Annotated in this window: 24 protein-coding genes; 14 read left to right on the top strand and 10 right to left on the bottom strand. The window is 61.3% G+C overall.

The window, feature by feature from the left end; genetic code table 11:
• Positions 1 to 10 precede the first annotated feature (10 nt).
• Positions 11 to 1,819, top strand: a complete 1,809-nt coding sequence (oadA, locus tag GST84_26130; GenBank protein XGB15644.1) for a sodium-extruding oxaloacetate decarboxylase subunit alpha — start codon at positions 11 to 13, stop codon at positions 1,817 to 1,819.
• 160 nt (positions 1,820 to 1,979) lie between these two features.
• Here the strand turns inward: oadA and GST84_26125 are convergent, their stop codons facing one another.
• From GST84_26125 to GST84_26115, 3 genes are read right to left on the bottom strand one after another with little or no spacing between them, the layout of a single operon-like run.
• Positions 1,980 to 2,651, bottom strand: a complete 672-nt coding sequence (locus tag GST84_26125) for a GNAT family N-acetyltransferase (protein XGB15643.1) — start codon at positions 2,649 to 2,651, stop codon at positions 1,980 to 1,982.
• Between the two features lie 7 nt (positions 2,652 to 2,658).
• Positions 2,659 to 3,105, bottom strand: coding sequence for a GNAT family N-acetyltransferase (locus tag GST84_26120; GenBank protein XGB15642.1), 447 nt, complete (start codon positions 3,103 to 3,105; stop codon positions 2,659 to 2,661).
• 12 nt (positions 3,106 to 3,117) lie between these two features.
• A complete protein-coding gene (locus GST84_26115; protein XGB15641.1) occupies positions 3,118 to 3,747 on the bottom strand; it encodes an FMN-binding negative transcriptional regulator in 630 nt (209 codons plus the stop codon).
• A gap of 89 nt (positions 3,748 to 3,836) precedes the next feature.
• Here GST84_26115 and GST84_26110 point away from each other — a divergent pair, with 89 nt between their 5' ends.
• Positions 3,837 to 5,366, top strand: a complete 1,530-nt coding sequence (locus GST84_26110) for an aminotransferase class I/II-fold pyridoxal phosphate-dependent enzyme (protein XGB15640.1) — start codon at positions 3,837 to 3,839, stop codon at positions 5,364 to 5,366.
• A 31-nt stretch (positions 5,367 to 5,397) separates the two neighbouring features.
• Here the strand turns inward: GST84_26110 and GST84_26105 are convergent, their stop codons facing one another.
• The 4 genes from GST84_26105 to aspA form a co-directional block, all read right to left on the bottom strand.
• Positions 5,398 to 6,501 carry an extracellular solute-binding protein gene (locus GST84_26105; protein XGB15639.1) on the bottom strand — a complete coding sequence of 368 codons (1,104 nt, stop codon included), beginning with the start codon at positions 6,499 to 6,501 and terminating at the stop codon, positions 5,398 to 5,400.
• Positions 6,501 to 7,544, bottom strand: coding sequence for a histone deacetylase family protein (locus tag GST84_26100; GenBank protein XGB15638.1), 1,044 nt, complete (start codon positions 7,542 to 7,544; stop codon positions 6,501 to 6,503). Before GST84_26100 ends, GST84_26105 begins: the two co-directional genes overlap by 1 nt.
• A 297-nt stretch (positions 7,545 to 7,841) precedes the next feature.
• Positions 7,842 to 8,834, bottom strand: a complete 993-nt coding sequence (locus GST84_26095) for a helix-turn-helix domain-containing protein (protein XGB15637.1) — start codon at positions 8,832 to 8,834, stop codon at positions 7,842 to 7,844.
• Between the two features lie 231 nt (positions 8,835 to 9,065).
• Positions 9,066 to 10,490, bottom strand: coding sequence for an aspartate ammonia-lyase (gene aspA, locus GST84_26090; GenBank protein ID XGB15636.1), 1,425 nt, complete (start codon positions 10,488 to 10,490; stop codon positions 9,066 to 9,068).
• A gap of 173 nt (positions 10,491 to 10,663) precedes the next feature.
• Between aspA and GST84_26085 the strand changes: the two genes are divergently transcribed.
• Complete coding sequence (locus GST84_26085; GenBank protein XGB15845.1) at positions 10,664 to 11,590, top strand: LysR family transcriptional regulator; 927 nt, start codon at positions 10,664 to 10,666, stop codon at positions 11,588 to 11,590.
• On the opposite strand, the gene GST84_26080 is transcribed toward GST84_26085, so the two are convergent.
• Entirely contained in the window at positions 11,582 to 12,208 is a 627-nt protein-coding gene (locus GST84_26080) for a hypothetical protein (GenBank protein ID XGB15635.1), read from the bottom strand. The genes GST84_26085 and GST84_26080 overlap by 9 nt on opposite strands.
• 268 nt (positions 12,209 to 12,476) lie before the next feature.
• Between GST84_26080 and purE the strand changes: the two genes are divergently transcribed.
• The 4 genes from purE (at position 12,477) to GST84_26060 (ending at position 14,997) form a co-directional block, all read left to right on the top strand.
• The gene (gene purE, locus GST84_26075) at positions 12,477 to 12,968 is read left to right on the top strand and encodes a 5-(carboxyamino)imidazole ribonucleotide mutase (protein ID XGB15634.1); all 492 of its coding nucleotides are present in this window, start codon (positions 12,477 to 12,479) and stop codon (positions 12,966 to 12,968) included.
• A gap of 10 nt (positions 12,969 to 12,978) precedes the next feature.
• Positions 12,979 to 14,061: a 5-(carboxyamino)imidazole ribonucleotide synthase gene (locus tag GST84_26070; protein ID XGB15633.1), complete on the top strand. Its 1,083-nt coding sequence runs from the start codon at positions 12,979 to 12,981 to the stop codon at positions 14,059 to 14,061.
• Positions 14,062 to 14,169: 108 nt separating this feature from the next.
• Entirely contained in the window at positions 14,170 to 14,415 is a 246-nt protein-coding gene (locus GST84_26065; protein ID XGB15632.1) for a GlsB/YeaQ/YmgE family stress response membrane protein, read from the top strand.
• Between the two features lie 33 nt (positions 14,416 to 14,448).
• Positions 14,449 to 14,997, top strand: coding sequence for a DUF3299 domain-containing protein (locus GST84_26060; GenBank protein XGB15844.1), 549 nt, complete (start codon positions 14,449 to 14,451; stop codon positions 14,995 to 14,997).
• Between the two features lie 123 nt (positions 14,998 to 15,120).
• Here the strand turns inward: GST84_26060 and GST84_26055 are convergent, their stop codons facing one another.
• Positions 15,121 to 16,017, bottom strand: a complete 897-nt coding sequence (locus tag GST84_26055; GenBank protein ID XGB15631.1) for a D-hexose-6-phosphate mutarotase — start codon at positions 16,015 to 16,017, stop codon at positions 15,121 to 15,123.
• Positions 16,018 to 16,088: 71 nt separating this feature from the next.
• The gene (locus tag GST84_26050) at positions 16,089 to 16,487 is read right to left on the bottom strand and encodes an acyl-CoA thioesterase (protein ID XGB15630.1); all 399 of its coding nucleotides are present in this window, start codon (positions 16,485 to 16,487) and stop codon (positions 16,089 to 16,091) included.
• Positions 16,488 to 16,848: 361 nt separating this feature from the next.
• On the opposite strand from GST84_26050, the gene GST84_26045 reads away from it, so the two are divergent.
• The 7 genes from GST84_26045 to GST84_26015 all read left to right on the top strand — a co-directional run bounded on the left by GST84_26045 (position 16,849) and on the right by GST84_26015 (position 26,318).
• On the top strand, positions 16,849 to 18,138 hold the full coding sequence (locus GST84_26045; protein ID XGB15629.1) for an MFS transporter: 1,290 nt from the start codon (positions 16,849 to 16,851) through the stop codon (positions 18,136 to 18,138).
• A gap of 235 nt (positions 18,139 to 18,373) precedes the next feature.
• Positions 18,374 to 19,372 carry a phosphate ABC transporter substrate-binding protein PstS family protein gene (gene pstS / locus GST84_26040; GenBank protein XGB15628.1) on the top strand — a complete coding sequence of 333 codons (999 nt, stop codon included), beginning with the start codon at positions 18,374 to 18,376 and terminating at the stop codon, positions 19,370 to 19,372.
• A 138-nt stretch (positions 19,373 to 19,510) separates the two neighbouring features.
• Positions 19,511 to 21,799: an ABC transporter permease subunit gene (locus tag GST84_26035; GenBank protein ID XGB15627.1), complete on the top strand. Its 2,289-nt coding sequence runs from the start codon at positions 19,511 to 19,513 to the stop codon at positions 21,797 to 21,799.
• Positions 21,800 to 21,816: 17 nt separating this feature from the next.
• Positions 21,817 to 23,487, top strand: a complete 1,671-nt coding sequence (pstA, locus tag GST84_26030) for a phosphate ABC transporter permease PstA (protein XGB15626.1) — start codon at positions 21,817 to 21,819, stop codon at positions 23,485 to 23,487.
• A 72-nt stretch (positions 23,488 to 23,559) separates the two neighbouring features.
• Complete coding sequence (locus GST84_26025) at positions 23,560 to 24,393, top strand: phosphate ABC transporter ATP-binding protein (GenBank protein ID XGB15625.1); 834 nt, start codon at positions 23,560 to 23,562, stop codon at positions 24,391 to 24,393.
• A gap of 101 nt (positions 24,394 to 24,494) precedes the next feature.
• Positions 24,495 to 25,265, top strand: coding sequence for a phosphate signaling complex protein PhoU (gene phoU / locus GST84_26020; protein ID XGB15624.1), 771 nt, complete (start codon positions 24,495 to 24,497; stop codon positions 25,263 to 25,265).
• A gap of 162 nt (positions 25,266 to 25,427) precedes the next feature.
• A complete protein-coding gene (locus GST84_26015) occupies positions 25,428 to 26,318 on the top strand; it encodes a response regulator (GenBank protein ID XGB15623.1) in 891 nt (296 codons plus the stop codon).
• The last annotated feature ends 45 nt before the right edge of the window (positions 26,319 to 26,363 follow it).

Genomic DNA, 26,363 nt, shown 5'->3' with positions numbered 1-26,363 from the left:
GAACCCCATAATGTCCAAGAAAATTCACGTAACCGACACGATCCTGCGCGACGCTCACCAGTCCCTGCTGGCCACCCGCATGCGTACCGAAGACATGCTGCCGATCTGCGACAAGCTCGACAAGGTTGGCTACTGGTCGCTGGAAGTCTGGGGTGGTGCCACCTTCGACGCCTGCGTGCGCTTCCTCAAGGAAGACCCGTGGGAGCGCCTGCGCAAGCTGCGTGCAGCGCTGCCCAACACCCGCCTGCAAATGCTGCTTCGCGGTCAGAACCTGTTGGGCTACCGCCACTACAGCGACGACGTGGTCAAGGCCTTCGTCGCCAAGGCTGCGGTTAACGGCATTGATGTGTTCCGCATTTTCGACGCCATGAACGACGTGCGTAACCTGCGCGTGGCCATCGAAGCGGTCAAGGCCGCCGGCAAGCACGCCCAGGGCACCATCGCTTACACCACCAGCCCGGTACACACCATCGAAGCCTTCGTGAAGCAGGCCAAGCAGATGGAAGCCATGGGTTGCGACTCGGTGGCGATCAAGGACATGGCTGGCCTGCTGACCCCGTTCGCCACTGGCGAGTTGGTCAAGGCGCTGAAGGCTGAACAGTCGCTGCCGGTGTTCATCCACTCCCACGATACCGCCGGTCTGGCTGCCATGTGCCAGCTCAAGGCCGTGGAAAATGGCGCCGACCACATCGACACCGCCATCTCCAGCTTCGCTTGGGGCACCAGCCACCCGGGTACCGAGTCGATGGTTGCTGCACTCAAGGGCAGCGAATTCGACACCGGCCTGGACCTGGAGCTTCTGCAGGAAATCGGGTTGTACTTCTATGGCGTGCGCAAGAAGTATCACCAGTTCGAAAGCGAGTTCACAACGGTGGACACCCGCGTGCAGGTCAACCAGGTACCGGGCGGCATGATTTCCAACCTGGCCAACCAGCTCAAGGAGCAGGGCGCCCTTAACCGCATGAACGAAGTGCTGGCCGAGATCCCGCGTGTTCGTGAAGACCTCGGCTTCCCGCCGCTGGTCACCCCGACCTCGCAGATCGTCGGCACCCAGGCCTTCTTCAACGTGCTGGCGGGTGAGCGCTACAAGACCATCACCAATGAGGTGAAGCTGTACCTGCAAGGTGGTTATGGCAAGGCCCCGGGTGTGGTCAACGAACAACTGCGTCGCCAGGCTATCGGCAGCGAAGAAGTGATCGATGTGCGCCCGGCTGACCTGCTGAAGCCGGAAATGGCCAAGTTGCGTAGCGACATCGGTGCCCTGGCCCGTTGCGAAGAGGACGTGCTGACCTTCGCCATGTTCCCGGACATTGGCCGCAAGTTCCTCGAAGAACGCGAAGCTGGCACGCTGACGCCTGAAGTTCTGCTGCCGATTCCGGAAGCCGGTGCCGTGGCTGCCCCAGGTGGTGAAGGCGTGCCGACCGAGTTCGTCATCGACGTTCACGGCGAAACCTACCGCGTCGACATCACCGGTGTGGGCGTTAAGGCCGAAGGCAAGCGTCACTTCTACCTGTCGATCGACGGCATGCCGGAAGAAGTGGTATTCGAGCCGCTCAACGAGTTCGTCAGCGGTGGCGGTAGCAAGCGCAAACAAGCTACTGACCCTGGCCACGTAAGCACCACCATGCCAGGGAACATCGTTGATGTGCTGGTCAAGGAAGGTGACATGGTCAAGGCCGGCCAGGCGGTCTTGATCACCGAAGCCATGAAGATGGAAACCGAAGTGCAGGCAGCCATCGCCGGCAAGATCGTGGCCATCCATGTGGCCAAGGGTGATCGCGTGACGCCGGGTGAGATCCTGATCGAGATCGAAGGCTGATTTAAGCCCTCATCTACAAGTGGTTAACCTCTGGGGAGCGGATGCTCCCCTTTTTTTGTGCCGGATTCACTAGCCTCTTCGCGGGTAGTCCACCTCATGACGCGCATCCCCCGCAGGAGCGGGTTCATCCGCGAAAAGGCCAGCTGATTCAGCACACCGTTCAACCTTTGCGGCACACCTCAAGGCTATCCACCTGGCCACCCGGCTGCTGGTTCTCCTCGCTCAGCCATCGCTCAAACCCGGCAGCTACCGCCGGCCATTCATCATCGGTAATCGAGTACCAAGCCGTATCGCGGTTATGGTCCTTGACCACCAGGTGCTTGCGGAACACCCCTTCGTAGACGAAGCCGAATCGTTCTGCCGCGCGTTTGGAGCGGGCATTGGCGTTATTGCACTTCCACTCCAGTCGTCGATTACCCAGCTCGAAGCCCAGCTTGCCCAGCAGATACACCGCCTCGGTACCCTTGGGCGTGCGCTGCATGGCGGCGCCGAAGGCGATGTGCCCGATCTCTATTCGGCCGTGGTCAGGCACGATCGACATCAGGCTGAGAATGCCTTGGGCCTGGCCACTGGCGCGGTCGATGACGGTATAGAAAAGCGGGTCGAGGCCAGCAGCATTGCCTTCCAGCCAGCGGTCAAAGGCGGCACGTTCGGCGAACGGGCCGTAGGGCAAGTAGTCCCACAGCACCGGATCGGAGGCCGGCCCCTGCAGCACCTCCCAGAGGTCTTCGCCATGGCGCTCTGCATCGAGCTTCTCCAGGCGGATGAAGCGACCTTCAATTGGTTCGGCCTTGGGGGTGGCGGCGGGTTTCCAGTTCAATGCGTCTGTCATGTTCGACCTACAAGCCTTTGCGGAATTGGATGAAACCCGACCGCTCTGCAACCTGCTGGTACAGGCTGATGGCAGTGGCGTTGGTTTCGTGGGTCAGCCAGTGCACCTTGATGCAGTTGTCGGCCTTGGCAGTGGTGTAGACGTACTCGATCAGCTGTCGACCAATGCCCAGGCCACGTTGCGTGCTGTCCACATACAGGTCCTGCAGGTAGCAGGAATTCTCGATGCTCCAGTTGGAACGATGGTAGATGAAGTTGACCATCCCCACCGCCTTGCCGTCGACCCAGGCCAGTGCCGAATGGGTTGGCTCGTTGGGGTCGAGCAAGCGTTGCCAGGTGCTCAGGCTGATGGCATCGGCCAGTTTGGTCTCGTAGAAGTGCAAGTAGGCCTGCCACAGGGCGTGCCAGGCGGCATGATCCTGGGCAGTGACAGGGCGCAGAGTAACGCTGGTCATGGGGCTATTCCTTCAGGCTTGGCGCATGTGCGCCGCGAGTAGTTTGTCCAGTTGATCGGGGCTGGCGGTCAGGCCTTCGCGCACGCCAGCGACGTCTTGCCCGGAGCGGTTCTGGCTGAGCTTGCGTGCACCTTGAAGGCGCGCAATGGGCAGTCGGATGCCGACGATGGCACGCAGCATGCCCTCGATGTAGTCGGCAGGTGCATCGGTGACTTTCCATGGTTCGCTGCGACCCTGTTCGTGGCGGTCGGTCAGGCGGCTTACGATAGCCAGTAGCGGCTCGGCCTCATGGATGACTTCGGCCGGGCCATAAGCGTGCACCGCCAGGTAGTTCCAGGTCGGCACCACCTTGGGGTTATCGGCCTTGCTTGGGTAATAGCTGGGGCTGACATAAGCATCGGCGCCGGGGAATACCAGCAGCGCTTCTGCGCCTTGCTGCAGGTCTTGCCATTGGCGGTTGGCCCGGGCCAGGTGAGCATACACAGTGCCGTAAACGCCCTCGGCGGTATCGACCAGCACCGGCAGGTGCGTGGCCAGAAGGCCCTGCTCGCCTTGGCTGATCAGAACGGCCAGGCGGGTGTCTAGCATGTGCTGGTGCAGGCGGGTGAGGTCGTGTTCCTGGTGGGGCTTACTGGTGTACATGGCGGGATCCTTGTCGAATGGCTCCATCCTAGGCAGGCTATTGGTTCTATGTAAGAGCCATTTCTGCCTGTTTTGATAGGTCCAATACCATGAGTGAGTCCCCCCTCATACTGCCTTTCGACCCTGCCGGGATTGCCCTTGATCGCCGCCGCGGGCTTAGCCAGCAGCTGTATCAGGCGTTGCGAGCACGGGTACTGGATGGGCGTCTGAGCAGTGGTACGCGGCTGCCGGCCACGCGCGACCTGGCTGCCATGTTGGCGCTTTCACGCAACAGCGTGGTGCGCGCCTATGATCAGCTGTATGCCGAGGGCTTCATCGAAAGTCGGGTCGGCGATGGCACTTACGTTAGCCTACTGCCCAAACTGTCCACAGAAGTATCCACAGGGTTATCCCTATGCTTATCAACAGGTTTATCCACATTTCCTGAAGAAAATACTGAGGATTTATCCAGCGAGAGACTTTTCCGTGAGCCTCTGCAGCGCCTGAAAAGCAACCATTTACCACCTCCCAGAAGTGGCGCGCCGCGTGCATTTCGAGTCGGCATTCCGGCATTCGACCTGTTCCCGTTTGACGTATGGGCCAAGCTACAGGCGGGTTTCTGGCGCAACCCGTCCCCTGCGCAACTGGGCTATGGTGACCCGGCAGGTGAACCGGCTTTGCGCGATCTGATTGCGGCCTACTTACGCCGCTCGCGGGGGCTGAACTGCACAGCTGAACAAATTGTGATCACAAGCGGTGCGCAGCAGGCCATCAGCCTTTGTGCACAGTTGCTGCTGCAATCGGGCGACGGTGTGGCTGTGGAAAACCCAGGCTATCGGGCGGCCGCGCATGCCTTCACGCTCGCGGGGGGGCGGGTGGTTGGCGTACCTGTGGATGAAGACGGGCTGGACTGCGACCGGCTCGAACAGTTGACGGATTGTCGGCTGACCTATGTCACGCCTGCGCACCAATACCCGACCGGGGTGACCATGAGCCTTGCACGTCGCCTGGCATTGCTGGCCTGGGCTGAACGCAGTGGCGGCTGGATCATCGAGGACGACTACGACGGCGAGTATCGCTACAGCGGTGCCCCGCTGGCCCCGCTGGCGGCGCTCGACCGGCACGGGCGGGTGCTGTATGTCGGTACTTTCGGCAAGATAGCCTTCCCGGCGTTGCGTCTGGGCTACCTGGTGCTACCACCAAGTCTGGTGCAGGCGTTCAGCCAGGGCAAAGCGTTGGCGGTACGGCATTCGGAGGTCAGCAGCCAGTGCGTGATGGCCGAGTTCATGGCGCGAGGGCATTTTCAGCGGCATATCCGCCGCATGCGCAAGGCGGCGTTGAAGCGGCGCGATGTGCTCATGGCCGGTTGGCCTGTGGATATTCCGGGGTTGGGCGCAATGCTGGAAGTGGCGGCTGGGCTGCATGTGAAGGTCGATGTGGATAACTTTGCTCGGGAACAGGAGCTGGTGGCCAAGGCCGAGGCGGTGGGGGTGGAGGTGACGCCACTGAGCAATTTCTGGTTGGCGGACAGCGAGGCGCCTGTGGATAAACGGGCAGGCCTGGTGTTGGGCTTTGCTGCGGTGCCGGAGGGCGAGATAGCCGAGGCCTTGATGAAACTACGCAAAGTCTGGAGAAAATGAAGGGGGCTGCAAAGCAGCCCCCGGTTCAATATCAGGTACCGGACTTTATCCGCGTCCAGGCGCGGGTCCTGGCCCGTTCGGCATTTCGTGTCAAAGGCTTGAGGGTATACAGCTTGGCCATCGCCTCTGCTGTCGGATACAGGTTGGGGTTGTTGCGAATCGTCGGATTCACCTTGTCGGTCGCATCCTTGTTCGGGTTCGGATACCCGACGAAGTCGCTGATCGGCGCAATGACCTCTGGCCGCAGCAGGTAGTTGATGAAGGTATGCGCATCCTCCGGGTTGGCTGCGCCCTTTGGAATCGCCAGCATGTCGAACCAGATTGGCGCGCCTTCCTTGGGCAGGCGCATGTCCACCACCACGCCGTTGTTCGCCTCGCGGGCGCGGTTGGCAGCCTGCGAGAAGCTGCCGCTGTAGCCCACCGCCACGCAGATGTCGCCATTGGCGATATCTGCCATGTACTTCGAGGAGTGGAAGTACGTGATATGCGGACGAATCTTCAGCATCAGCGCCTCGGCCTTCTTGTAGTCGGCCGGTTTGTCGCTGTTCGGCGGCAAGCCCAGGTACTGCAGGGCCACCGGTAGAATCTCCGACGGCGAGTCGAGCAGGGCCACGCCGCACTGCTTGAGCTTGGCGATGTTCTCTTCCTTGAAAATCAGGTCCCAGCTGTCCACCGGCGCGTTGTCGCCGAGTGCAGCCTTGACCTTGGCCGGGTTGAAGCCGATCAGCACGGTGCCGTACATATACGGCACGGCAAACTTGTTGCCCGGGTCATTGGCTTCGATCAGCTTCATCAGCGCCGGGTCCAGGTGTTTCCAATTCGGCAGCTTGCTGCGATCCAGCGGTTGGAACACCCCGGCTTCGATCTGTTTGGCGAGGAACACGTTGGACGGCACTACCACGTCATAACCGGAGTTACCGGTTAGCAGCTTGGCCTCCAGCGCCTCGTTGGTGTCGAAGATGTCGTACACCAGCTTGACGCCACTGTCCTTCTGGAACGCAGTCAAGGTCTGCGGGGTGATGTAATCGAACCAGTTGTATACACGCAGGGTACGCTGCTCGGCTTGCGCATGCAGGGCGCCCGTGGACAGGGTGGCAGCGATGAGCGGGGCGAGCAGACGTTTGAGTCGGACCATTATCGGGCTCCTGGCTGGGCGCGCTGGAAGCCTTCCAGCACATTGACCGCGTTGATGCCGATTTCTTCCACAGCGTAGCCGCCTTCCATCACGAACAGGGTCGGCTTGCCGAGTTGGCCGATGCGCTTGCCCATTTCCAGATAGTCCGGGCTGTCCAGCTTGAATTGCGAGATGGGGTCGTCCTTGAAGGTGTCCACACCCAGGGAGATGACCAGCACGTCGGCGTCATAGCTGGCGATGCGCTTGCAGGCATCTTCCAGGGCTGCGCTCCAGGCGGCCCAGTCGCTACCGGCCGGCAAGGGGTAGTTGATGTTGTAGCCCTCGCCTGCGCCTTCGCCGGTTTCATCGGCATAGCCTAGGAAGAACGGGAATTCGTCCTGCGGGTCGCCGTGGATCGAAGCGAAGAACACGTCGTCGCGGCTGTAGAAGATGTCTTGGGTGCCGTTGCCGTGGTGGTAGTCGACGTCAAGGATGGCGACCTTGCTTCGGCCTTGGTCGAGGAAGGCCTGGGCGGCGATGGCGGCGTTATTCAGGTAGCAGTAGCCGCCCATCACTTCACCGGCAGCGTGGTGTCCTGGCGGACGGCACAGGGCGAACGCCGCATGGGCGCCTTGCTCAATCGCTGCCTGTGCGGTCAGGGCAACTTGCGCAGCACTATAGGCCGCCTGCCAGGTACCCGCGGTGATGGGGGCGCCGGCATCGAAGCTGTAGTAACCCAGTTCGCCATGCAGGCCGGTCGGTTTGACCTGGCGCAGTGTGCGGGCCGGCCAGGTGAAGGGCAGCAGGTCACCCTCGTGGCCCAGTGCAGCCCAGCGGGCCCAGGCGCCTTCGAAGAAATTCAGGTAGTCGGCGCTGTGGATGCGCAGCAACGGCGCACGGCCGAAATCGGTGGGGCCCTGGATATCGCCGAGGTCGCGTTTTTTCACCTGGTCGAGCACATGGTCGGCGCGCGAAGGCATTTCGAAACAGGGCATCAGCTTGCCATCGATCAGCTCGCAGCGGCCGTGGTGCAGGCGGTGGTCATCGGAATAGATCGTCAGCATTGTTGTTCTCCGGTGGGGACTGGCGTGGGTCCATTGTTACGGGCTGATCAGCAGGGGAGAACGACGCAAACGGCCAAAAGGGGATCGATGTGGCCAAGGTCTATGGCCAGATGGGCGGTGACCTATCCCAGCCCCGTCGCGGGTAAGGCAGCGGCGGCAACGGTGAACGGCCTTTGGGCATTGGCCGGCAGGTCCGGCCCTTTCGCGGGTGAACCCGCTCCTACAATGGCCACCAAGGCGTCAGGGGTTGTGACGCCCCTGTAGGCGCGGGTTTACCCGCGAAGAGGCCAGAACAGGTCAACCACGAAAATGGCTGGGCGCCACGCCACTCCAGCGCTGGAAGGCATGCCGAAAACTGGCCGTCTCACTGAACCCCAAAGTCTCCGCAATCCGGTAGATCGGCATCTGTTCATCGGCCAGCAACTGCTTGGCCCGCTCGAACCTCAGTTCGTCCAGCAGTTGTTGATAACTGCAGCCCAGCGCCTGCAAATGCCGACGCAGGGTGCGCGACGAGCAGTTCATCTGCCGCGCAAGCCCTTCCAGCCCAGGGGCTGCGTCCAGTTGCTGCGCCAGCAGCTGGCGAATCCGTCCCAGCCATGCCTGGCGACCGGTGAATTCAAGGTTCAGGCGCCGGCAGCGCTCGCTCATGGCTTTGTGAGTAATCGGGTCGGCCAGCGGCAGCGGCATATCCAGCCATCGCCGTTCGAAGGCAAAGGCATTGTCCTCGGCGGCGAAACCGATCGGGCATGGAAACGCTCCGGCATAGAGCGCGTGGTAACCAGGGCGAGGGTGTTCAAAGCGTGCGCCAAGCAGCGGCAACGGACGGCCAAGCAGGTCGTCGCAGATGACTTTCAGCGACACCAGGCAGAACTCGGCGTTGAAAGCGCTCAGCGCCGGGCTGTCCTGGTAATCGCTGGCGCTGAACCAGACACGTTGGCCGTCGTCGAGCAAGCGCAGCTTGAAGACTGTTCCCAGCAGTGCCGGATATTGCAGCGCCAGGCGTAAGGCGTCACCCAAAGTGGCACTGGAGAGCAGCGCGTAACCGAGCATGCCGTAGCACGACACATGCATGCGCTGGCCCAGCTCCAGGCCAATGTCCTCGCGTCGGGCCACCGCATTGGCGCAAACCTGCAACTCCTGCTGTGTGGTGATGCGCGCATCGGCATGCCCCAGGTCTGCCGGGCCAATGCCGCTGCCGGCCAGCAGCGCTGAAGCCTCGCAACCGTCTGCCTGGAAGACGTTGAGAATCAGCGAAACTGCGTTGAGGGTGGTCAGGTGGCTGTGCAGCATGCTGGGTAATCCCGTGGGGCTGGGACGCATTATGGAGCAAGTTGTGTGCCGATATCCGGGGCTGCAGGTAAACCACATACTCTGCAGGCGCGGTCTGGTGTCGCGAAGGCCCGCAAAAGCGGCCCCCAAAACCTTCAGGCAAAAAAAAGGCCCGAAGCAAGCGCTCGGGCCTTGGAAAGGTTGAGAGGTGTCTAGTCCCTCGACCTGGTGAGACTGTTTACAGCGGCCTGATTACGCCTTCAGCGGAACCAGACGTGGAGCGATCATGTTTTCCGGACGCAGGATGTCGTCGAGCATCGCGTCGTCCAGCAGCTTCTCTTCGCGCACCAGTTCCAGTACGCCGCGGCCACTTTCCAGGGCAACGCGGGCGATACGGGTGGCGTTTTCGTAGCCGATGTACGGGTTCAGTGCGGTAACCAGGCCGATCGAGTGCTCGACCAGTTCGCGGCAGCGCTGTTCGTTGGCGGTGATGCCGACGATGCAGTGCTCGCGCAGCATGTCCATGGCGCGTTGCAGCAGGCGGATCGAGTCGAAGATCTTGTAGGCGATCAGCGGCTCCATCACGTTCAGCTGCAGTTGGCCACCTTCGGCGGCGACGGTCAGGGCCAGGTCGTTGCCCATGATGGCGAAGGCCACCTGGTTTACAGCCTCTGGAATAACCGGGTTGACCTTGCCTGGCATGATCGAGCTGCCTGGCTGACGCGCCGGCAGGTTGATCTCGTTGATGCCGGTACGCGGGCCGCTGGACAGCAGGCGCAGGTCGTTGCAGATCTTCGACAGCTTGACCGCTGTGCGCTTGAGCATGCCGGAGAACAGCACGAAAGCGCCCATGTCGGAGGTGGCTTCGATCAGGTCGGCAGCCGGTACCAGCGGATGGCCGCTGATGGTAGCCAGGCGCTGTACGGCCAAGGCCTGGTAGCCAGGGTCGGCGTTGATGCCAGTACCGATGGCGGTACCACCCAGGTTGATTTCGGTCAGCAGTTCCGGAGCCAGCGAGCGCAGGCGCTGCAGGTCTTCGTTCATGGTGGTGGCGAAGGCGCGGAATTCCTGGCCCAGGGTCATTGGTACGGCGTCCTGCAGCTGGGTACGGCCCATCTTCAGTACGTGGTCGAATTCTTTACCCTTGGCAGCAAAGGCCTGGATCAGGCTATCAAGGCTGGCCAGCAGCGCGTCGTGACCCAGCAACAGGCCCAGGCGGATTGCGGTCGGGTAGGCGTCGTTGGTCGACTGCGCCATGTTCACGTCGTTGTTCGGGTGCAGGTACTGGTACTCACCCTTCTGGTGGCCCATGGCCTCCAGCGCAACGTTGGCAATGACTTCGTTGGCGTTCATGTTGGTAGAAGTACCAGCGCCGCCTTGGATCATGTCAACTACGAACTGGTCGTGGTAATCGCCTTTTATCAGGCGGGCGCAGGCTGCAGAAATGGCAGCGTGCTTGGCATCGCTCAGGTGACCCAGCTCACGGTTGGCGTCGGCAGCGGCCTGCTTGACCATGGCCAGGGCCACGACCAGCTTCGGGTAGTGCGACAGCGGAACACCGGAGAGGTGGAAGTTGTTGGCAGCGCGCAGGGTCTGGATGCCGTAGTAGGCATCTGCAGGAACTTCAAGGGTACCCAACAAGTCTTTTTCGACGCGGAACGATGCAGCAGAGGACATGATGTATATCATCTCGATTTTGACCCGGCACCTGCCGGAATGGCGCCAATCCTAGGCCTGAAGGTGTTTTTGCGGCCAATGCTATTGCACGCTAACCTATGCACAAACGGCATAGTGTTTCATGTGACGCCAATTGATATTCGAGCGTGTTCCATTTTGGTGCACGCCGGGAGATGTGCTTTGTGAACCTTGAAAGCAAATGGCTGGAAGACTTCAGCGCTCTGGCCGCTACCCGCAGTTTTTCCCAGGCGGCAGAGCGGCGTTTCGTTACCCAACCGGCCTTCAGCCGGCGCATTCGCAGCCTTGAGGCGGCGTTGGGCCTGCAACTGGTTAACCGCTCTCGCACACCCATCGAGCTGACCGAGGCCGGGCAGCTATTTCTCGTCACAGCGCGTACCGTTGTCGACCAGTTGAGCGAAATTCTCCGTCATTTGCATCATCTTGAAGGCGGGCAGGGCGAAGTGGTGCAAGTCGCTGCGGCGCACTCCTTGGCGTCGGGCTTCTTCCCCCGTTGGGTGGCCCAGTTGCGCAACGACGGTTTGAACATCGCCACCCGCCTGGTTGCGACCAACGTCGGAGATGCCGTACATGCACTGCGCGAAGGCGGCTGCGACCTGATGCTGGCGTTCTACGACCCGGACGCGGCCTTGCAGATGGATGCCGAGATCTTCCCATCGCTGCACATGGGCAACACTGAAATGCTGCCGGTGTGCGCCGTGGGTGCCGATGGCAAGCCGTTGTTCGACCTGGAAGGCGAGGGCAGCGTGCCATTGTTGGCCTATACCGCCGGCGCATTCCTTGGCCGCTCGGTCAACTTACTGCTGCGCCAGCGCAACCTGCGGTATACCACCGTCTATGAAACCGCCATGGCCGACAGCCTCAAGAGCATGGCCCTGGAAGGGATGGGCATCGCCTGGGTGCCGCGCCTGTCCATGCGTGGCGAGCTCGAACGCGGTGAGCTGGCGATCTGCGGCGGTAGCCAATGGCATGTGCCGCTGGAAATCCGCCTGTACCGCTGCGCGCTGGTGCGTAAGGCTAACGTCCGCTTGCTATGGCGCAAGCTGGAGTCGTCTGCAGCACAAGGTGAAGCGTCACTTTGAATTCTCCTTCAGGTAATCAGTGATATTTGCACGATTCCTGTCGCTGTAGCGGTAGCAGTTGGACCGTGCCGGTACACGGGGGTGCGTGTACGTTTCACACACCCAACCATTGAACTTCAGTTCGGCGTCTTCATGGGTGGCGCCTAGAAGATGGCCAATTTCATGAGCTGCAGCACCGTATGCGGCCACAGAGGCAATGGCTGTTTTCTGCTTTAAATAGGCCAAGCCGGCGTTGTAGTTCAGGCCGCTGTGATCGTAGCTGTTGCGGGTGAGCAGGAGATGTTTATCCATGAGGGAGTAGAGTCGGTGTCGCTTTTGTGCATACACCTGCCGGCTGAAAGCATCCAGGAGCTTTTCGGACGGCATTCCTGCATAAGCAATATCGGTTATGTGTTTTATATTGCGTTGAAATATCACTTCGACGGGATGTTGGCTGAAACTGCGCATTTCGTTCAGCCAATGCTGGAAGAAGTCTTCGTTCAATTGCCCGTCGTGCATATCGGCCAGGTCGTCGTGCACATAGACGGTGACGGTGAGCGCTTGGGCTGCCGAAGCACTAGGCAATTGCACGCTGAGTGCCAGACCAAACGAAAGTGCGAAGAAGCATGGAGTTTTCATGTAGACGTACCAAAGTGCTCGAGGAAGGGCTGCGAGCGTGCAGCACTCGTCGACCCCGAGGCAGCAGGAAAAAGTTGTCCCACGAGACAGCTTGCCCTTTGATCCGGCATGTGCTTGTAGGGGTGGGCGGCCAGCCTTTAAATACGTTACAATCCCGCGCCTTCGGCCGACTGGTCGATTCAGAATCCGTATGACAAGCCACGCCGGCCCACCTGCGTGGCTTGTTGCTTTTAGCGCGCCAGAAGGCGCTTGCAGGAGAGGCTCGACGATGAGTGCACTGGTTGGCGTGATCATGGGCTCCAAGTCCGATTGGTCCACCCTTAGCCACACCGCCGATATGCTGGAAAAACTCGGCATTCCCTACGAAGTGAAGGTGGTTTCCGCCCACCGCACCCCGGATCTGCTGTTCCAGTATGCCGAGGAGGCTGAGGGCCGTGGCATCGAGGTGATCATCGCCGGTGCCGGTGGCGCAGCCCACCTGCCAGGCATGTGCGCCGCCAAGACCCACCTGCCGGTGCTGGGCGTGCCGGTTCAGTCGTCGATGCTGTCGGGCGTCGATTCGCTGCTGTCGATCGTGCAGATGCCTGCCGGTGTGCCGGTTGCCACCCTGGCCATCGGCCGTGCCGGTGCAGTCAACGCTGCCCTGTTGTCGGCCAGCATTCTGGGCGCCAAGTACCCGCAGTACCACGCGGCGTTGAAGCAGTTCCGCACGGAACAGACCGACACCGTGCTGGACAACCCAGACCCGCGCCAGGCTTGAGGCTCAACCCATGAAGATCGGTGTAATCGGTGGCGGCCAGCTGGGCCGCATGCTGGCCTTGGCGGGTACCCCGCTGGGCATGAACTTCGCCTTCCTCGACCCGGCACCGGACGCCTGCGCTGCGCCCCTGGGCGAGCACCTGCGTGCCGACTACGGCGACCAGGACCACCTGCGTCAGCTGGCCGACGAAGTCGACCTGGTCACCTTCGAGTTCGAAAGCGTCCCGGCCGAGACCGTCGCCTTCCTTTCGCAGTTCGTGCCGGTGTACCCCAGCGCCGAATCGCTGCGCATCGCCCGTGACCGCCTGTTCGAAAAGAGCATGTTCCGCGACCTGGGCATCCCCACTCCGGCCTTCGCCGACATCCTCTCGCAGGCAGATCTGGACGCCGCAGTGGCCAGCATCGGCCTGCCGGCCGTACTGAAAACCCGCACCCTGGGTTACGACGGCAAGGGCCAGAAGGTGCTGCGCACGCCAGAAGACGTGGTGGGTACCTTCGCCGAGCTGGGCAGCGTGCCATGCCTGCTGGAAGGCTTCGTGCCGTTCACTGGCGAAGTATCACTGGTGGCCGTGCGTGGCCGCGATGGCGAAACCCGCTTCTACCCGCTGGTGCACAACACCCACGAGAGCGGCATCCTGCGCCTGTCGGTGGCCAGTCAGGCACACCCGCTGCAGGCGCTGGCCGAAGATTACGTCGGCCGCGTGTTGCAGAAGCTGGATTACGTTGGCGTGATGGCCTTCGAGTTCTTCGAAGTAGATGGTGGCTTGAAGGCCAACGAAATAGCCCCGCGTGTGCACAACTCCGGGCACTGGACCATCGAAGGTGCCGAGTGCAGCCAGTTCGAGAACCATCTGCGTGCCGTTGCCGGCCTGCCACTGGGCTCGACCGCCAAGGTGGGCGAGAGCGCGATGCTCAACTTCATCGGTGAAGTGCCGGCCGTGGACAAGGTTCTCGCCATCGGGGACTGCCACCTGCACCACTACGGCAAAGCCTTCAAGGTTGGCCGCAAAGTTGGACACGCCACCCTGCGCTGCGCTGACATGGCCACCCTCGAGCGCAAGATTGCCGAAGTAGAGGCGCTGATCAGCAACTGATCGGGCATCGAATCGAACTTCTGCAAGCGGCACGCCCTCTGAATATGGCAGCAAGCCGAAGCCCGTCTAGGCTTTGGCTTGTTCCAACTTCACTGCAGAGGGATTGCCATGGGTATCATTGGAACCATCTTCATCGGCCTCATCGTCGGCCTGCTGGCCCGCTTCATCAAGCCGGGCGATGACAGCATGGGCTGGATCATGACCATCCTGCTGGGTATTGCCGGCTCCTTGTTGGCTACCTATGGCGGCCAGGCGCTGGGTATATACCAGGCTGGGCAGGCGGCGGGCTTCTTTGGTGCGCTGGTCGGTGCCGTGGTCCTGCTGGTGATCTACGGATTCATCAAGAAACGCTGATTACTGGTTAGAATGCTCGGCAATTCATTCGAGTTGCCGAGCATTTTCATGCGTGCCTTTTTCCTTGTCCCCTTGCTGTTGGCCAGTACGCTGGCCCATGCCGAACTGCCCGAAACCGACTGGCTGGAGCTGATGCCCAGGTCGGACCAGAAGGCGCTGGAACAAATGCCTGAAATCGACCACAACTCACCGGAAGCCATGGGCACTTTTACCGCCAAGGGTGGCCTCAAGCAGAGCAAGGGCCTGCCTGCGGTGATGTATTCGACCAAGACCGTTGCGGCCATGAATGGCAAGGACATCCGCCTAGGTGGCTACCCTGTGCCGCTGGAGAGTGACGCCAAGGGCAACAGCACGTTGTTCTTCCTGGTGCCGTACCCGGGTGCGTGCATCCATGTGCCGCCACCGCCGCCCAACCAGTTGGTACTGGTGCGCTACCCGAAAGGCCTGAAGATCGATGACATCTACACCCCGCTGTGGGTCAGCGGCAAGCTGAAGGTGGAAAAGGTCAGCAATGACCTGGCCGACGCGGCCTATGCGCTGGATGCGGGGAAGGTGAGGGTGGTAGAAGACGCAGACCTTTGATAATTGGCCCGGCCTCTTCGCGGGCTTGCCCGCTCCCACAGGTTCTCCACAAGCCTCGAAAATTGTGGGTTACCTGTGGGAGCGGGCAAGCCCGCGAAGAGGCCGGCAACAAAAGTGCTGGGCTCAGATATTTTCACAACCGATCTGGACGCTCAGCGAATGACTCGCCCCAGGCTTCAACTCCACCAGGTCATCCCACACATTGGCTGTCTCGATGCACAACATCCGCTGCCATCCATCGTCAGCCATGTCCGCCAGCTCCTTGGCCCGCTCGGTCCACGGGTTCCAGATCACCGCTGAGCGCGAGCCGCTGCTGGTCAAGGTAATCCGCCGACTCCAATGCGTGTCGACGATGCTGAGGGTCTGCGGGGTGTTCAGGTAGATCCGGTCCGTCTCCCCGGCAAACGTCAGTGCCCCCAGCTGCTGGCGCTGTTCCCAGCCCGCCAGGGTCTCGATATAACCCAGCCCGTCGACACCCTCGACCCGCGCCTGGCGCACATCGCTGACCGCGAAGTAGCTATGCAGGGCCTGACTGATGGTCACGGGGGTATTGCCCATGTTGCGGCTGGTCAGGCTCAGTTTTAGCTCTGTGCCCATCTCCACCACCAGTTTCAGCTCGACATCATGAGGCCAACCCGGCAGGTCGCCCTGCGCTTCAGGCAGTTCGAACTCGATCCGCAGGGTTTCGCCCACTTCCTCAATACCCAGCAATTGCCAGTCACGCGTGCGCGCAAGCCCGTGGGCAGGCGCCGGTGTTCCCTGGTACATGGCCTGGACGGCCTGAGGGTTGCGCTGCAGGTTGCCAAACCATGGCCAGCACACTGGTACCCCGGCGCGTACCGACTTGCCCTGGCGGAAGATGGCCTGGTCGCTCAGCCACAGCAGCGGCGGTTCGCCTACCTGCTGGTAGCTGAGGACCTGTGCGCCCTGCTGGGCGATCAGGAGTTCGGCGCGGTCACTGCTGATACGCCAACAGTTGAGTTCGCCATGTTGCTCGGTTACGACCTGAAAGGTAGCCATTGCGTTCGTCCCATTGATTGCCAGTGGGCCTTGGACCCGGGCACATGCAATGAGTTTACCGCCAGCGAGGCTCAGCGACGAGGCACGGAGCGGGTACGGCCACTGCCGTCGATGGCGACGAAGACGAATACCGCTTCGGTGACCTTGCGCCATTCGCTGGACAGCGGGTCGTCGCTCCACACTTCGACCATCATCTGGATCGAGCTGCGGCCGATTTCCAGGGTCTGGGTATAGAAAGACAGCTGTGCGCCTACCGCGACGGGTACCAGGAAGGCCATGCGGTCGATGGCTACGGTGGCTACGCGGCCGCCGGCGACACGGCTGGCCATGGCCGTGCCTGCCAGGTCCATTTGGGCAACCAGCCAACCGCCAAAAATATCGCCAAACCCGTTGGTTTCTCGCGGCAATGCGGTGATTTGCAAGGCCAGGTCGCCTTGCGGGATTGGATCTTCTTGTTCGAGCTCAATCATGCGATGGGGCCTCTGACCCGTGACGCTTTTCGTTGGTGTGGCGCAAAGGCCGGGTAAACGATTCAGCTTGAAACATACTACGCCGATTTCGTTTCACTGGGCGGCCGTAGGGAAACTCTGCGAAACCGCCTGACAATAGTGACCGGCGTTTTCGCACAACATCCCACGTTAGGAGCAACCTAATCCTACGATCTGCCAGTATATAGGGCATAACGGCCAGCGACGACCGCGCATTCATGAATATCTACGTGGATTTTGTATCGCTTTCGGCGTAGCTCGGCAATTTGCTATCTTCGCCTGTCTCCAATCCAGAAGCCGCGCGCCGAGCGGCCTGCATGCCCTACAAAGAGAACAACGAGCGATGACCTCCGTGCCCAGCAGTATCGAGCAGCCCTCGCGGCCGCTGACCCGCAGCGACTACAAGACCCTCTCACTGTCCGCCTTGGGCGGTGCGCTGGAGTTCTACGATTTCATCATTTTCGTGTTCTTCGCCACGGTGGTGGGCAAGTTGTTCTTCCCGGCCGACATGCCCGAGTGGCTGCGGCTGATGCAAACGTTCGGCATCTTCGCCGCCGGTTACCTGGCGCGGCCGCTGGGCGGCATCATCATGGCCCATTTCGGTGACTTGCTTGGTCGCAAGAAGATGTTCACCTTGAGCATATTCATGATGGCCCTGCCGACCCTGATCATGGGGTTGCTGCCGACGTATGCGCAGATCGGCATGTGGGCACCGATCCTGCTGTTGTTGATGCGCGTCATCCAGGGCGCGGCAATCGGCGGTGAAGTACCGGGTGCATGGGTGTTCGTCTCCGAGCACGTGCCGGCTCGCAACACCGGCTATGCCTGCGGCACCCTGACCGCTGGCCTGACTGCCGGCATCCTGCTGGGCTCGCTGGTAGCGACCCTGATCAACAGCGTGTACAGCGCGGAAGAAGTGGCTGACTACGCCTGGCGTATTCCGTTCCTGCTTGGCGGTGTGTTCGGCCTGTTCTCGGTGTACCTGCGCCGTTGGCTGCACGAAACCCCGGTGTTCGCCGAAATGCAGCAACGCAAGGCACTGGCCGAGGAGCTGCCGCTGCGCGCTGTGCTGCGCGACCACCGTGGCCCGATCATCCTGTCGATGTTGCTGACCTGGATGCTTTCAGCCGGCATCGTGGTGGTCATCCTGATGACCCCGGCGCTGCTGCAGAGCTTCTACCACATCAGCCCGACCGACTCGCTCAAGGCCAACAGCCTGGCCATCGTGTTGCTCAGCTTCGGCTGTATTGGTGCCGGCAGCCTGGCTGACCGCTTTGGTGCGGGCCGCGTGTTCGTGATCGGCAGCCTGCTGCTGCTGGCCAGCTCCTGGACCTTCTACCACAGCCTGCCGACCCGCCCCGATTTGCTGTTCCCACTGTATGCCGTCACCGGCCTGTGCGTGGGCGTGATTGGCGCAGTGCCTTATGTCATGGTCAAGGCGTTCCCGGCGGTGGTGCGTTTCAGCGGGTTGTCGTTCTCGTACAACGTGGCCTACGCCATCTTTGGCGGGCTGACGCCGATGGTGGTGACCGCATTGCTGAAGGTGAGCCCGATGGCGCCTGCCTACTACGTGGCAGGCCTTTGCGCCGTCGGTCTGGCCGTGGGCCTGTACCTGCTCGCCAACAAGCGCTGATCTGCGCTACGGCTACTGGCCTCTTCGCGGCTAAAGCCGATCCTACAGGGGGTTGCACAGGCCTAAAGGCCGACACCGAACCTGTGGGGGGGCTTTAGCCGCGAAGAGGCCGGGCCTGTTTTCAGTGATGGCCTTTCATCCAATTGTCACAATGAAGTCATATCGTATTCATGCGGCCTGCCGATACTTGGGCCCGTTCCATCCAACACCCCAATATTCCTGCTAGGAGCAAGGCATGAAACTGAAGCGTTTGATGGCGGCCCTTACCTTTGCCGCCGCTGGCGTTGCAACCGCCAACGCGGTAGCCGCTGTCGATCCTGCGATCCCGACCTACACCAAGACCACCGGTGTTTCGGGCAACCTCTCCAGCGTCGGTTCCGACACCCTCGCGAACCTCATGACTCTGTGGGCCGAGGCCTACAAGAAGGAATATCCGAACGTAAACATCCAGATCCAGGCTGCCGGCTCCTCTACCGCGCCACCCGCGCTGACCGAAGGCACCGCCAACCTCGGCCCGATGAGCCGCAAGATGAAGGATGTCGAGCTGCAAGCCTTCGAGCAGAAGTACGGCTACAAGCCGACCGCCATCCCGGTCGCCGTCGACGCCCTGGCCGTGTTCGTGCACAAGGACAACCCAATCAAGGGCCTGACCATGGCTCAGGTTGACGCCATCTTCTCCTCCACTCGCCTGTGCGGTGGCAAGGCCGAGATCAAGACCTGGGGCGACGTCGGTGTGACCGGCGACCTGGCCAACAAGCCAATTCAGTTGTTCGGCCGCAACTCGGTATCGGGCACCTACGGCTACTTCAAGGAAGAAGCGCTGTGCAAAGGCGACTTCAAGCCTAACGTCAACGAACAGCCTGGCTCGGCTTCGGTCGTTCAGTCGATCAGCTCCTCGCTGAACGGCATCGGCTACTCGGGCATCGGTTACAAGACCGCCAGCGTCAGGACCGTAGCCCTGGCCAAGAAAGACGGCGGTGAATTTATTGAAGACAATGAAGCCAACGCCCTGAACGGCACCTACCCGCTGTCGCGCTTCCTTTACGTTTATGTCAACAAGGCGCCGAACAAGCCTCTGGCCCCGCTGGAAGCCGAGTTCGTCAAGCTGGTGCTGTCGCAAGCGGGCCAGCAGGTGGTGGTGAAGGATGGTTACATCCCGCTGCCAGCCAAAGTCGTCGACAAGACCCTGGCTGACCTGGGCCTGTCGCACGCCGGTAACGTTGCAAAGAAGTAAGTAATTAAGAAGAGGCCGGTGCCACAGCCCGGCCTCTTCCACGAATTTCCAGTCCGAAGCCAGGTTCCCTGTGCGGCGGGCTTTCGCGCGTCACCACTTTGTAATGTTTTTGTCACACGGGACCGCTAGGGTGTGCGCATGAATGATCTGGCCAATTCCAACATGACCCAAAACTCCCAGCCCGTGCGCATTGATTTCAATACGCCCGAGTTGCAACGCAAGCGTCGCATGCGCGCGCTCAAGGACCGCCTGACCCGCTGGTATGTACTGGTAGGCGGGCTTGCCGTATTGGCGGCAATCACGTTGATCTTCTTCTACCTGGCCTATGTGGTGTTGCCACTGTTCCAGGGTGCCGAGCTGACCAGCAAGAAAGCCCTGGAGCCGACATGGCTGCAGCAGGATGCCGGTAAGCCACTGATGATCGCGCTTGAAGAGCAGAATCAGGTGGGGATGCGTGTTTCGGACAAGGGCCAGGCATTGTTCTTCGATACCAAGACCGGTAACGAACTCAAGCGTGTCGATCTGGCAGTGCCGGCGGACACCCAGGTTACTTCCATCAGTACTGACCAGCCGGGCAGCGCGCTGGTGGTTCTGGGCTTGTCCAATGGTCAGGCCCTGGTGTTCCACCACACCTACAAGATCACCTACCCGGACAACAAGAAAACCATCACCCCTGGCATCGACTATCCGTACGGCGAGCAATCGTTCGTGCTCGACGAGCAGGGGCGTGCGCTGGACCACGTCAGCGTCAACGTCAATGGTGACACTCTGCTGCTGGCCGGCTCTACCGGTGCTCAGCTGCAGGTGGTCGAGCTGACCCGCACGGAAAACATGATGACCGAAGAGGTCACCACCGAGCAGAACCGCATCGAACTGCCGCAAATGACCGAAACGGTGAAGAATATCTTCATCGACCCACGCCAGCACTGGCTGTACGTGATCAACGGTCGCGCCACGGCCGATGTGTTCAGCCTGCGCGACAAGAGCCTCAATGGCCGTTATAAGCTGTCTGAAAGCGCCGACACCGAAATTACCGCCACCGCCCAGCTGGTTGGTGGCATTTCGCTGATCATCGGTGACTCCAAGGGCGGGCTGGCCCAATGGTTCATGGCCCGTGACCCGGATGGAGAATCGCGCTTCAAGCAGATCCGTACCTTCCAGATGGGCAAGGCACCGATCGTGCAGATCGACGCCGAAGAGCGCCGCAAAGGCTTCATCGCCTTGGACGCCGAAGGCAAACTGGGCGTGTTCCACAGCACTGCACACCGAACCCTGCTGGTTGAGCAGGCTGCCGAAGGCCCTGGCACCCTGGCCCTGTCGCCACGCGCCAACCGAATCATTATCGAAGAAGGCGGCAAGTTGTTGCCGTTGAGCCTGCGCAACCCGCACCCGGAGGTTTCGTTCAGCGCGCTGTGGGGCAAGGTGTGGTACGAGAACTATGACGAGCCGAAATACGTCTGGCAATCGACCGCTTCGAACACTGACTTCGAGCCCAAACTGAGCCTGTCGCCGCTGACCTTCGGTACCTTGAAGGCCGCGTTCTACGCCATGATCCTGGCCGCCCCGCTGGCCATTGCTGCAGCCATCTATACCGCCTACTTCATGGCCCCGCGCATGCGCCGCAAGGTCAAGCCGGTGATCGAGCTGATGGAAGCGATGCCGACGGTGATCCTTGGCTTCTTCGCCGGCCTGTTTTTGGCCCCGTACCTGGAAGGCCACTTGCCCGGTGTGTTCAGCCTGTTCCTGCTGATGCCGATCGGTATCCTGCTGGCCGGCTTTGTCTGGAGCCGGCTGCCGGAGTCGATCCGCCTGCGCGTGCCGGATGGTTGGGAAGCGGCGATCCTGATTCCGGTCATCCTGTTTACCGGCTGGTTCGCCCTGACCATGAGCCCGCACCTGGAAAGCTGGTTCTTCGGCGGTGACATGCGCCTGTGGATCACCAACGACTTAGGTATCACCTATGACCAGCGCAACGCCCTGGTGGTCGGTATTGCCATGGGCTTCGCGGTCATTCCGAACATCTACTCGATTGCTGAAGACGCCGTGTTCAGTGTGCCGCGCAGTCTGACCCTGGGCTCGCTGGCCTTGGGCGCGACGCCTTGGCAGACCCTGACCCGTGTGGTGATCCTCACCGCCAGCCCGGGCATCTTCTCAGCGCTGATGATCGGCTTGGGCCGTGCAGTCGGCGAGACCATGATCGTGCTGATGGCCACCGGCAACACACCGGTGATGGAGATGAACCTGTTCGAGGGCATGCGCACCCTGGCCGCCAACGTGGCCGTGGAAATGCCGGAGTCGGAAGTCGGTGGCAGCCACTATCGCGTGCTGTTCCTCGCTGCTTTGGTGCTGCTGATGTTCACCTTCGTCATGAACACCTTGGCCGAGCTGATTCGCCAGCGTCTGCGCAAGAAATACTCGTCGCTTTGATAGAAAGGTAGCGATCCGTGAAAAAGGATTCCCTCAAAGGCTGGTTCAAGAGCGGCGCCCCAGGCGTCTGGATGAGCGGCGGCGCGGTGGCCATGGCCGTGATCATGACCGTCGGCCTGCTGGCGGTGATCGCCGTGCGCGGCCTGGGCCACTTCTGGCCGGCCGATCTTGTCCAGGCCACCTACAAGGTGCCGGGCCAGGCCGATCACGTCGTCATTGGCGAAGTGGTGCAGAAGGAGGAAGTACCCCGGGCTCGTCTGAAGGGGGCTGGCCTGCCGGTGCCTGACCAAGGCCCGGAGTTCATGACCCGGGAGCTTATCAAGGTGGGTAACCGCGACCTCAATGGTAGCGACTTCACCTGGGTGGTCGGCGACTGGCTGGTCGATGAACAGCACCCGGCCGATCTGATGGCCCTGGAGCGCCGCGAGTGGGGCAATTTTTACGGCTACCTGGTCAGCGTCAAGGAAGAAGGCCGCGTAGTCGCCGAGGGGCCTGCCGCCTGGAACGAACTGCAGGCCCGTCTCAAGCGCGCCAACCAACTCAACAACGAGCTGCAAAGCCTCGAGAAGAAGGACATCGGTGCCATCAACCATGGCCTCGAGCGCCTGCGCTTGCAGGCGCGCAAGCTGGAGCTGGACGGCAAGCTGGACGCCGCTGCACAGGCCGATATGGACGCCGACCGTGCCGAACTGAATAGCCGCTACAAGGCCATTGAAGACCGCCTGACCGGCCTGCACCAGGCCTTTGCCCGTGACAGCCTGGTGGCCCGCGATGCCAACGGCCGAGAAGTGGAGATCAACCTGAGCAAAGTGGTGCATGCCATCCGGCCGAACGCGATGTCGGGCTTCACCAAGCTGGGTAGCTACTTCACCAAAGTGTGGGAGTTCCTCAGCGAAGACCCGCGTGAAGCCAACACTGAAGGCGGTATCTTCCCGGCCATATTCGGTACCGTGATGATGACCCTGATCATGGCCGTGATCGTCACCCCGTTCGGCGTGCTGGCTGCTGTGTACCTGCGTGAGTACGCCAGGCAGGGCCCGGTCACCCGGCTTATCCGCATTGCGGTGAACAACCTGGCCGGTGTTCCTGCGATCGTCTACGGTGTGTTCGGTCTGGGTTTCTTTGTCTACGTACTGGGTGGCTCGATCGACCGCCTGTTTTTCCCGGAAGCCCTGCCGGCGCCGACGCTGGGTACTCCGGGCCTGCTGTGGGCATCGCTGACCCTGGCATTGCTGGCGGTGCCGGTGGTTATCGTGGCCACCGAAGAAGGCCTGGCGCGTATCCCGCGCACCGTGCGTGAAGGCTCGCTGGCGCTGGGCGCAACCAAGGCCGAGACCCTGTGGAAAATCGTCCTGCCCATGGCCAGCCCGGCCATGATGACCGGCATGATCCTCGCCGTGGCCCGTGCCGCCGGCGAAGTGGCGCCGCTGATGCTGGTGGGTGTGGTAAAGCTGGCGCCGTCGCTGCCCGTGGATGGTAACTACCCGTACCTGCACCTGGACCAGAAGATCATGCACCTGGGCTTCCACATCTATGACGTCGGCTTCCAGAGCCCGAACGTCGAAGCCGCGCGGCCGCTGGTATATGCCACTGCGTTGCTGCTGGTGCTGGTGATCGCGACTCTCAACCTCTCTGCCGTGTGGATCCGCAACCACCTGCGCGAGAAGTACAAGGCGCTGGACAGCTGACCCTGATTGCAAGCGCGCCGCCCGTAAGCCGGGCGGCCCTTTGAAACGACTTGATAGCGTATGGAGTTGACCATGCAGCAAGATTCCCACACCCATGGCATCGACATGTCTGCCTTGGGCCGCAACAAGCAGAGCCTGCGCCTGGCTGAAGAAACCGTGGCCATCGAAGTGCCGGGCCTGAGCCTGTTCTATGGCGACAAGCAAGCGCTGTTCGACGTACAGATGAACATCCCAAAGCAGCGTGTGACCGCCTTCATCGGCCCGTCCGGCTGCGGCAAGTCGACCCTGCTGCGTACCTTCAACCGGATGAACGACCTGGTTGACGGTTGCCGTGTGGAAGGTGCCATCAACCTGTATGGCAACAACATCTACCGCAAGGGCGAAGACGTTGCCGAACTGCGCCGGCGCGTGGGCATGGTGTTCCAGAAGCCGAACCCGTTCCCCAAGACCATCTACGAGAACGTGGTCTACGGCCTGCGCATCCAGGGCATCAACAAGAAGCGCGTGCTTGATGAAGCAGTCGAGTGGGCATTGAAGGGCGCGGCCTTGTGGGACGAAGTCAAGGACCGCCTGCACGAGTCGGCGCTGGGCCTGTCCGGTGGCCAGCAGCAGCGCCTTGTCATCGCCCGCACCATTGCCGTGGAACCAGAGGTGCTGCTGCTTGACGAACCGTGCTCGGCGCTGGACCCGATCTCGACCTTGAAGGTCGAAGAACTGATCTACGAATTGAAATCCAAGTACACCATCGTCATCGTGACCCACAACATGCAGCAGGCGGCGCGTGTTTCGGACTACACCGCGTTCATGTACATGGGCAAGCTGGTCGAATTCGGGGATACCGATACCCTGTTCACCAACCCGGCGAAGAAGCAGACCGAAGACTACATCACCGGTCGCTACGGCTAAGCGCCGCTCGCGAAACAGGCACCTCGGTGTCTGGCACCGGCGTTGCCGGTGTTCGCGAGTGAACCCGCTCCTACAGGGCCGCGCTACCAAAGGACAAAAAGATGATCAACAAAGATAGCCTTACCCATCACATTTCCCAGCAGTTCAACGCCGAGCTCGAAGAGGTGCGTAGCCACCTGCTGGCCATGGGCGGGCTGGTGGAAAAGCAGGTCAACGACGCGGTTACCGCGCTGATCGAAGCCGACTCAGGTCTGGCCCAGCAGGTGCGCGAGGTCGATGAGCAGATCAACCAGATGGAGCGCAACATCGACGAGGAGTGCTTGCGCATCCTCGCTCGCCGACAGCCGGCGGCCTCCGACCTGCGCCTGATCATCAGCATTTCCAAGTCGGTGATCGACCTGGAACGCATCGGTGACGAGTCGACCAAGATCGCCCGCCGCGCCATCCAGCTGTGCGAAGAAGGCGAGTCGCCGCGAGGTTATGTCGAGGTGCGCCACATTGGCGACCAGGTGCGCAACATGGTCCGTGATGCGCTGGACGCCTTTGCCCGCTTCGACGCCGACCTGGCGCTGTCGGTGGCCCAGTACGACAAGACCATCGACCGCGAGTACAAGACCGCGCTGCGTGAGCTGGTGACCTACATGATGGAAGACCCGCGCTCTATCTCGCGGGTGCTGAGCGTGATCTGGGTGCTGCGCTCGCTGGAGCGTATTGGCGACCATGCGCGCAACATCTCCGAACTGGTGATCTACCTGGTGCGCGGCACCGATGTGCGCCACATGGGGCTCAAGCGCATGACGGCAGAGGTGCAGGGCACTGCAGTCGCCAACGGTGAAAAGGCTAATGTTCCGGGCGAATCTGACGATAAGTAAGGTTGCTCCCGAGCATCGACGCCCGGCCTTGGCCGGGCGTTTTCGTTTGCGGTCGAGAGCCGGCAGGCACCCGCGAACGATGTGAAGAAGTCCCGGCGTGACCAGGTTGTAGCAAGTGGCCATCATTGGCAGTAGGCTAGACGGGATTCATAAGGAGTATCGATGAGTAAAGTGAATGTGCTGGTCGTGGATGACGCCCCGTTTATCCGTGATCTGGTCCGCAAGTGTCTGCGCAATGCCTTCCCGGGTATGGCCATCGAAGACGCGGTCAACGGTCGCAAGGCCATGGTCATGCTCGGTAAGGAAGCGTTCGACCTGGTCCTGTGCGACTGGGAGATGCCGGAAATGTCTGGCTTGGAACTGCTGACCTGGTGCCGTCAGCAGCCTGCACTGAAGAACCTGCAGTTCATCATGGTGACCAGCCGTGGCGACAAGGAAAACGTCATTCAGGCGATCCAGGCGGGCGTTTCCGATTTTGTAGGCAAGCCGTTCACCAACGAGCAACTGCTGACCAAGGTTAAGAAAGCCCTGACCAAGATCGGCAAGCTCGACAGCCTGATGGCCATCGGCCCGGCGCGAGCCAACTCGGCGTTTGCCAACGATTCGTTGAACGCGTTGACTGCGGGTAAGCCGGAAGCGGTCAAGGTTGCGGCGCCAGCGCCAGCGTCGGCCAAGCCTTTGGTCGCGGCTCCCGCACCGGCTGCCCCCGCGCCAAGCGGCCGTGGCCAGGGCCAGTTGCGCCTGGCCAGCGGCACGCAGCCATGCGTGATCAAGGCGTTGAGCCTGAAAGAGGCACTGCTGGTGGTACGCCGCAGCGAAGCGCTGCCACAGGTGCTGGAAGGTGCGGTGCTGGACTTGGAGCAGGGCGAAAGTGCCGAAGTCGCTCGCCTGAACGGCTACCTGCATGCTGTCGCGGCGTTGGAGCCAAAACCTGACAGTGACTGGTTACAGTTGACGTTCAAGTTTGTCGACCAGGATGCCCAGAAGCTCGACTACCTTTCTCGGTTGATCGCCCGCGGCACTGCGCAGAAGCACTTCACCCCTGGTGCCTGACCCGGCCCCGCGCCATGCTTTTGGCAGGCGCAGCACAAGGCTGCT

Origin of the sequence: Pseudomonas putida (assembly GCA_041879295.1) — a bacterium.
In the GTDB taxonomy this organism is placed as follows: domain Bacteria; phylum Pseudomonadota; class Gammaproteobacteria; order Pseudomonadales; family Pseudomonadaceae; genus Aquipseudomonas; species Aquipseudomonas putida_Y.
The sequence above is the reverse complement of the archived record's forward strand: the minus strand, read 5'-3'. Positions and strand labels throughout refer to the sequence as shown.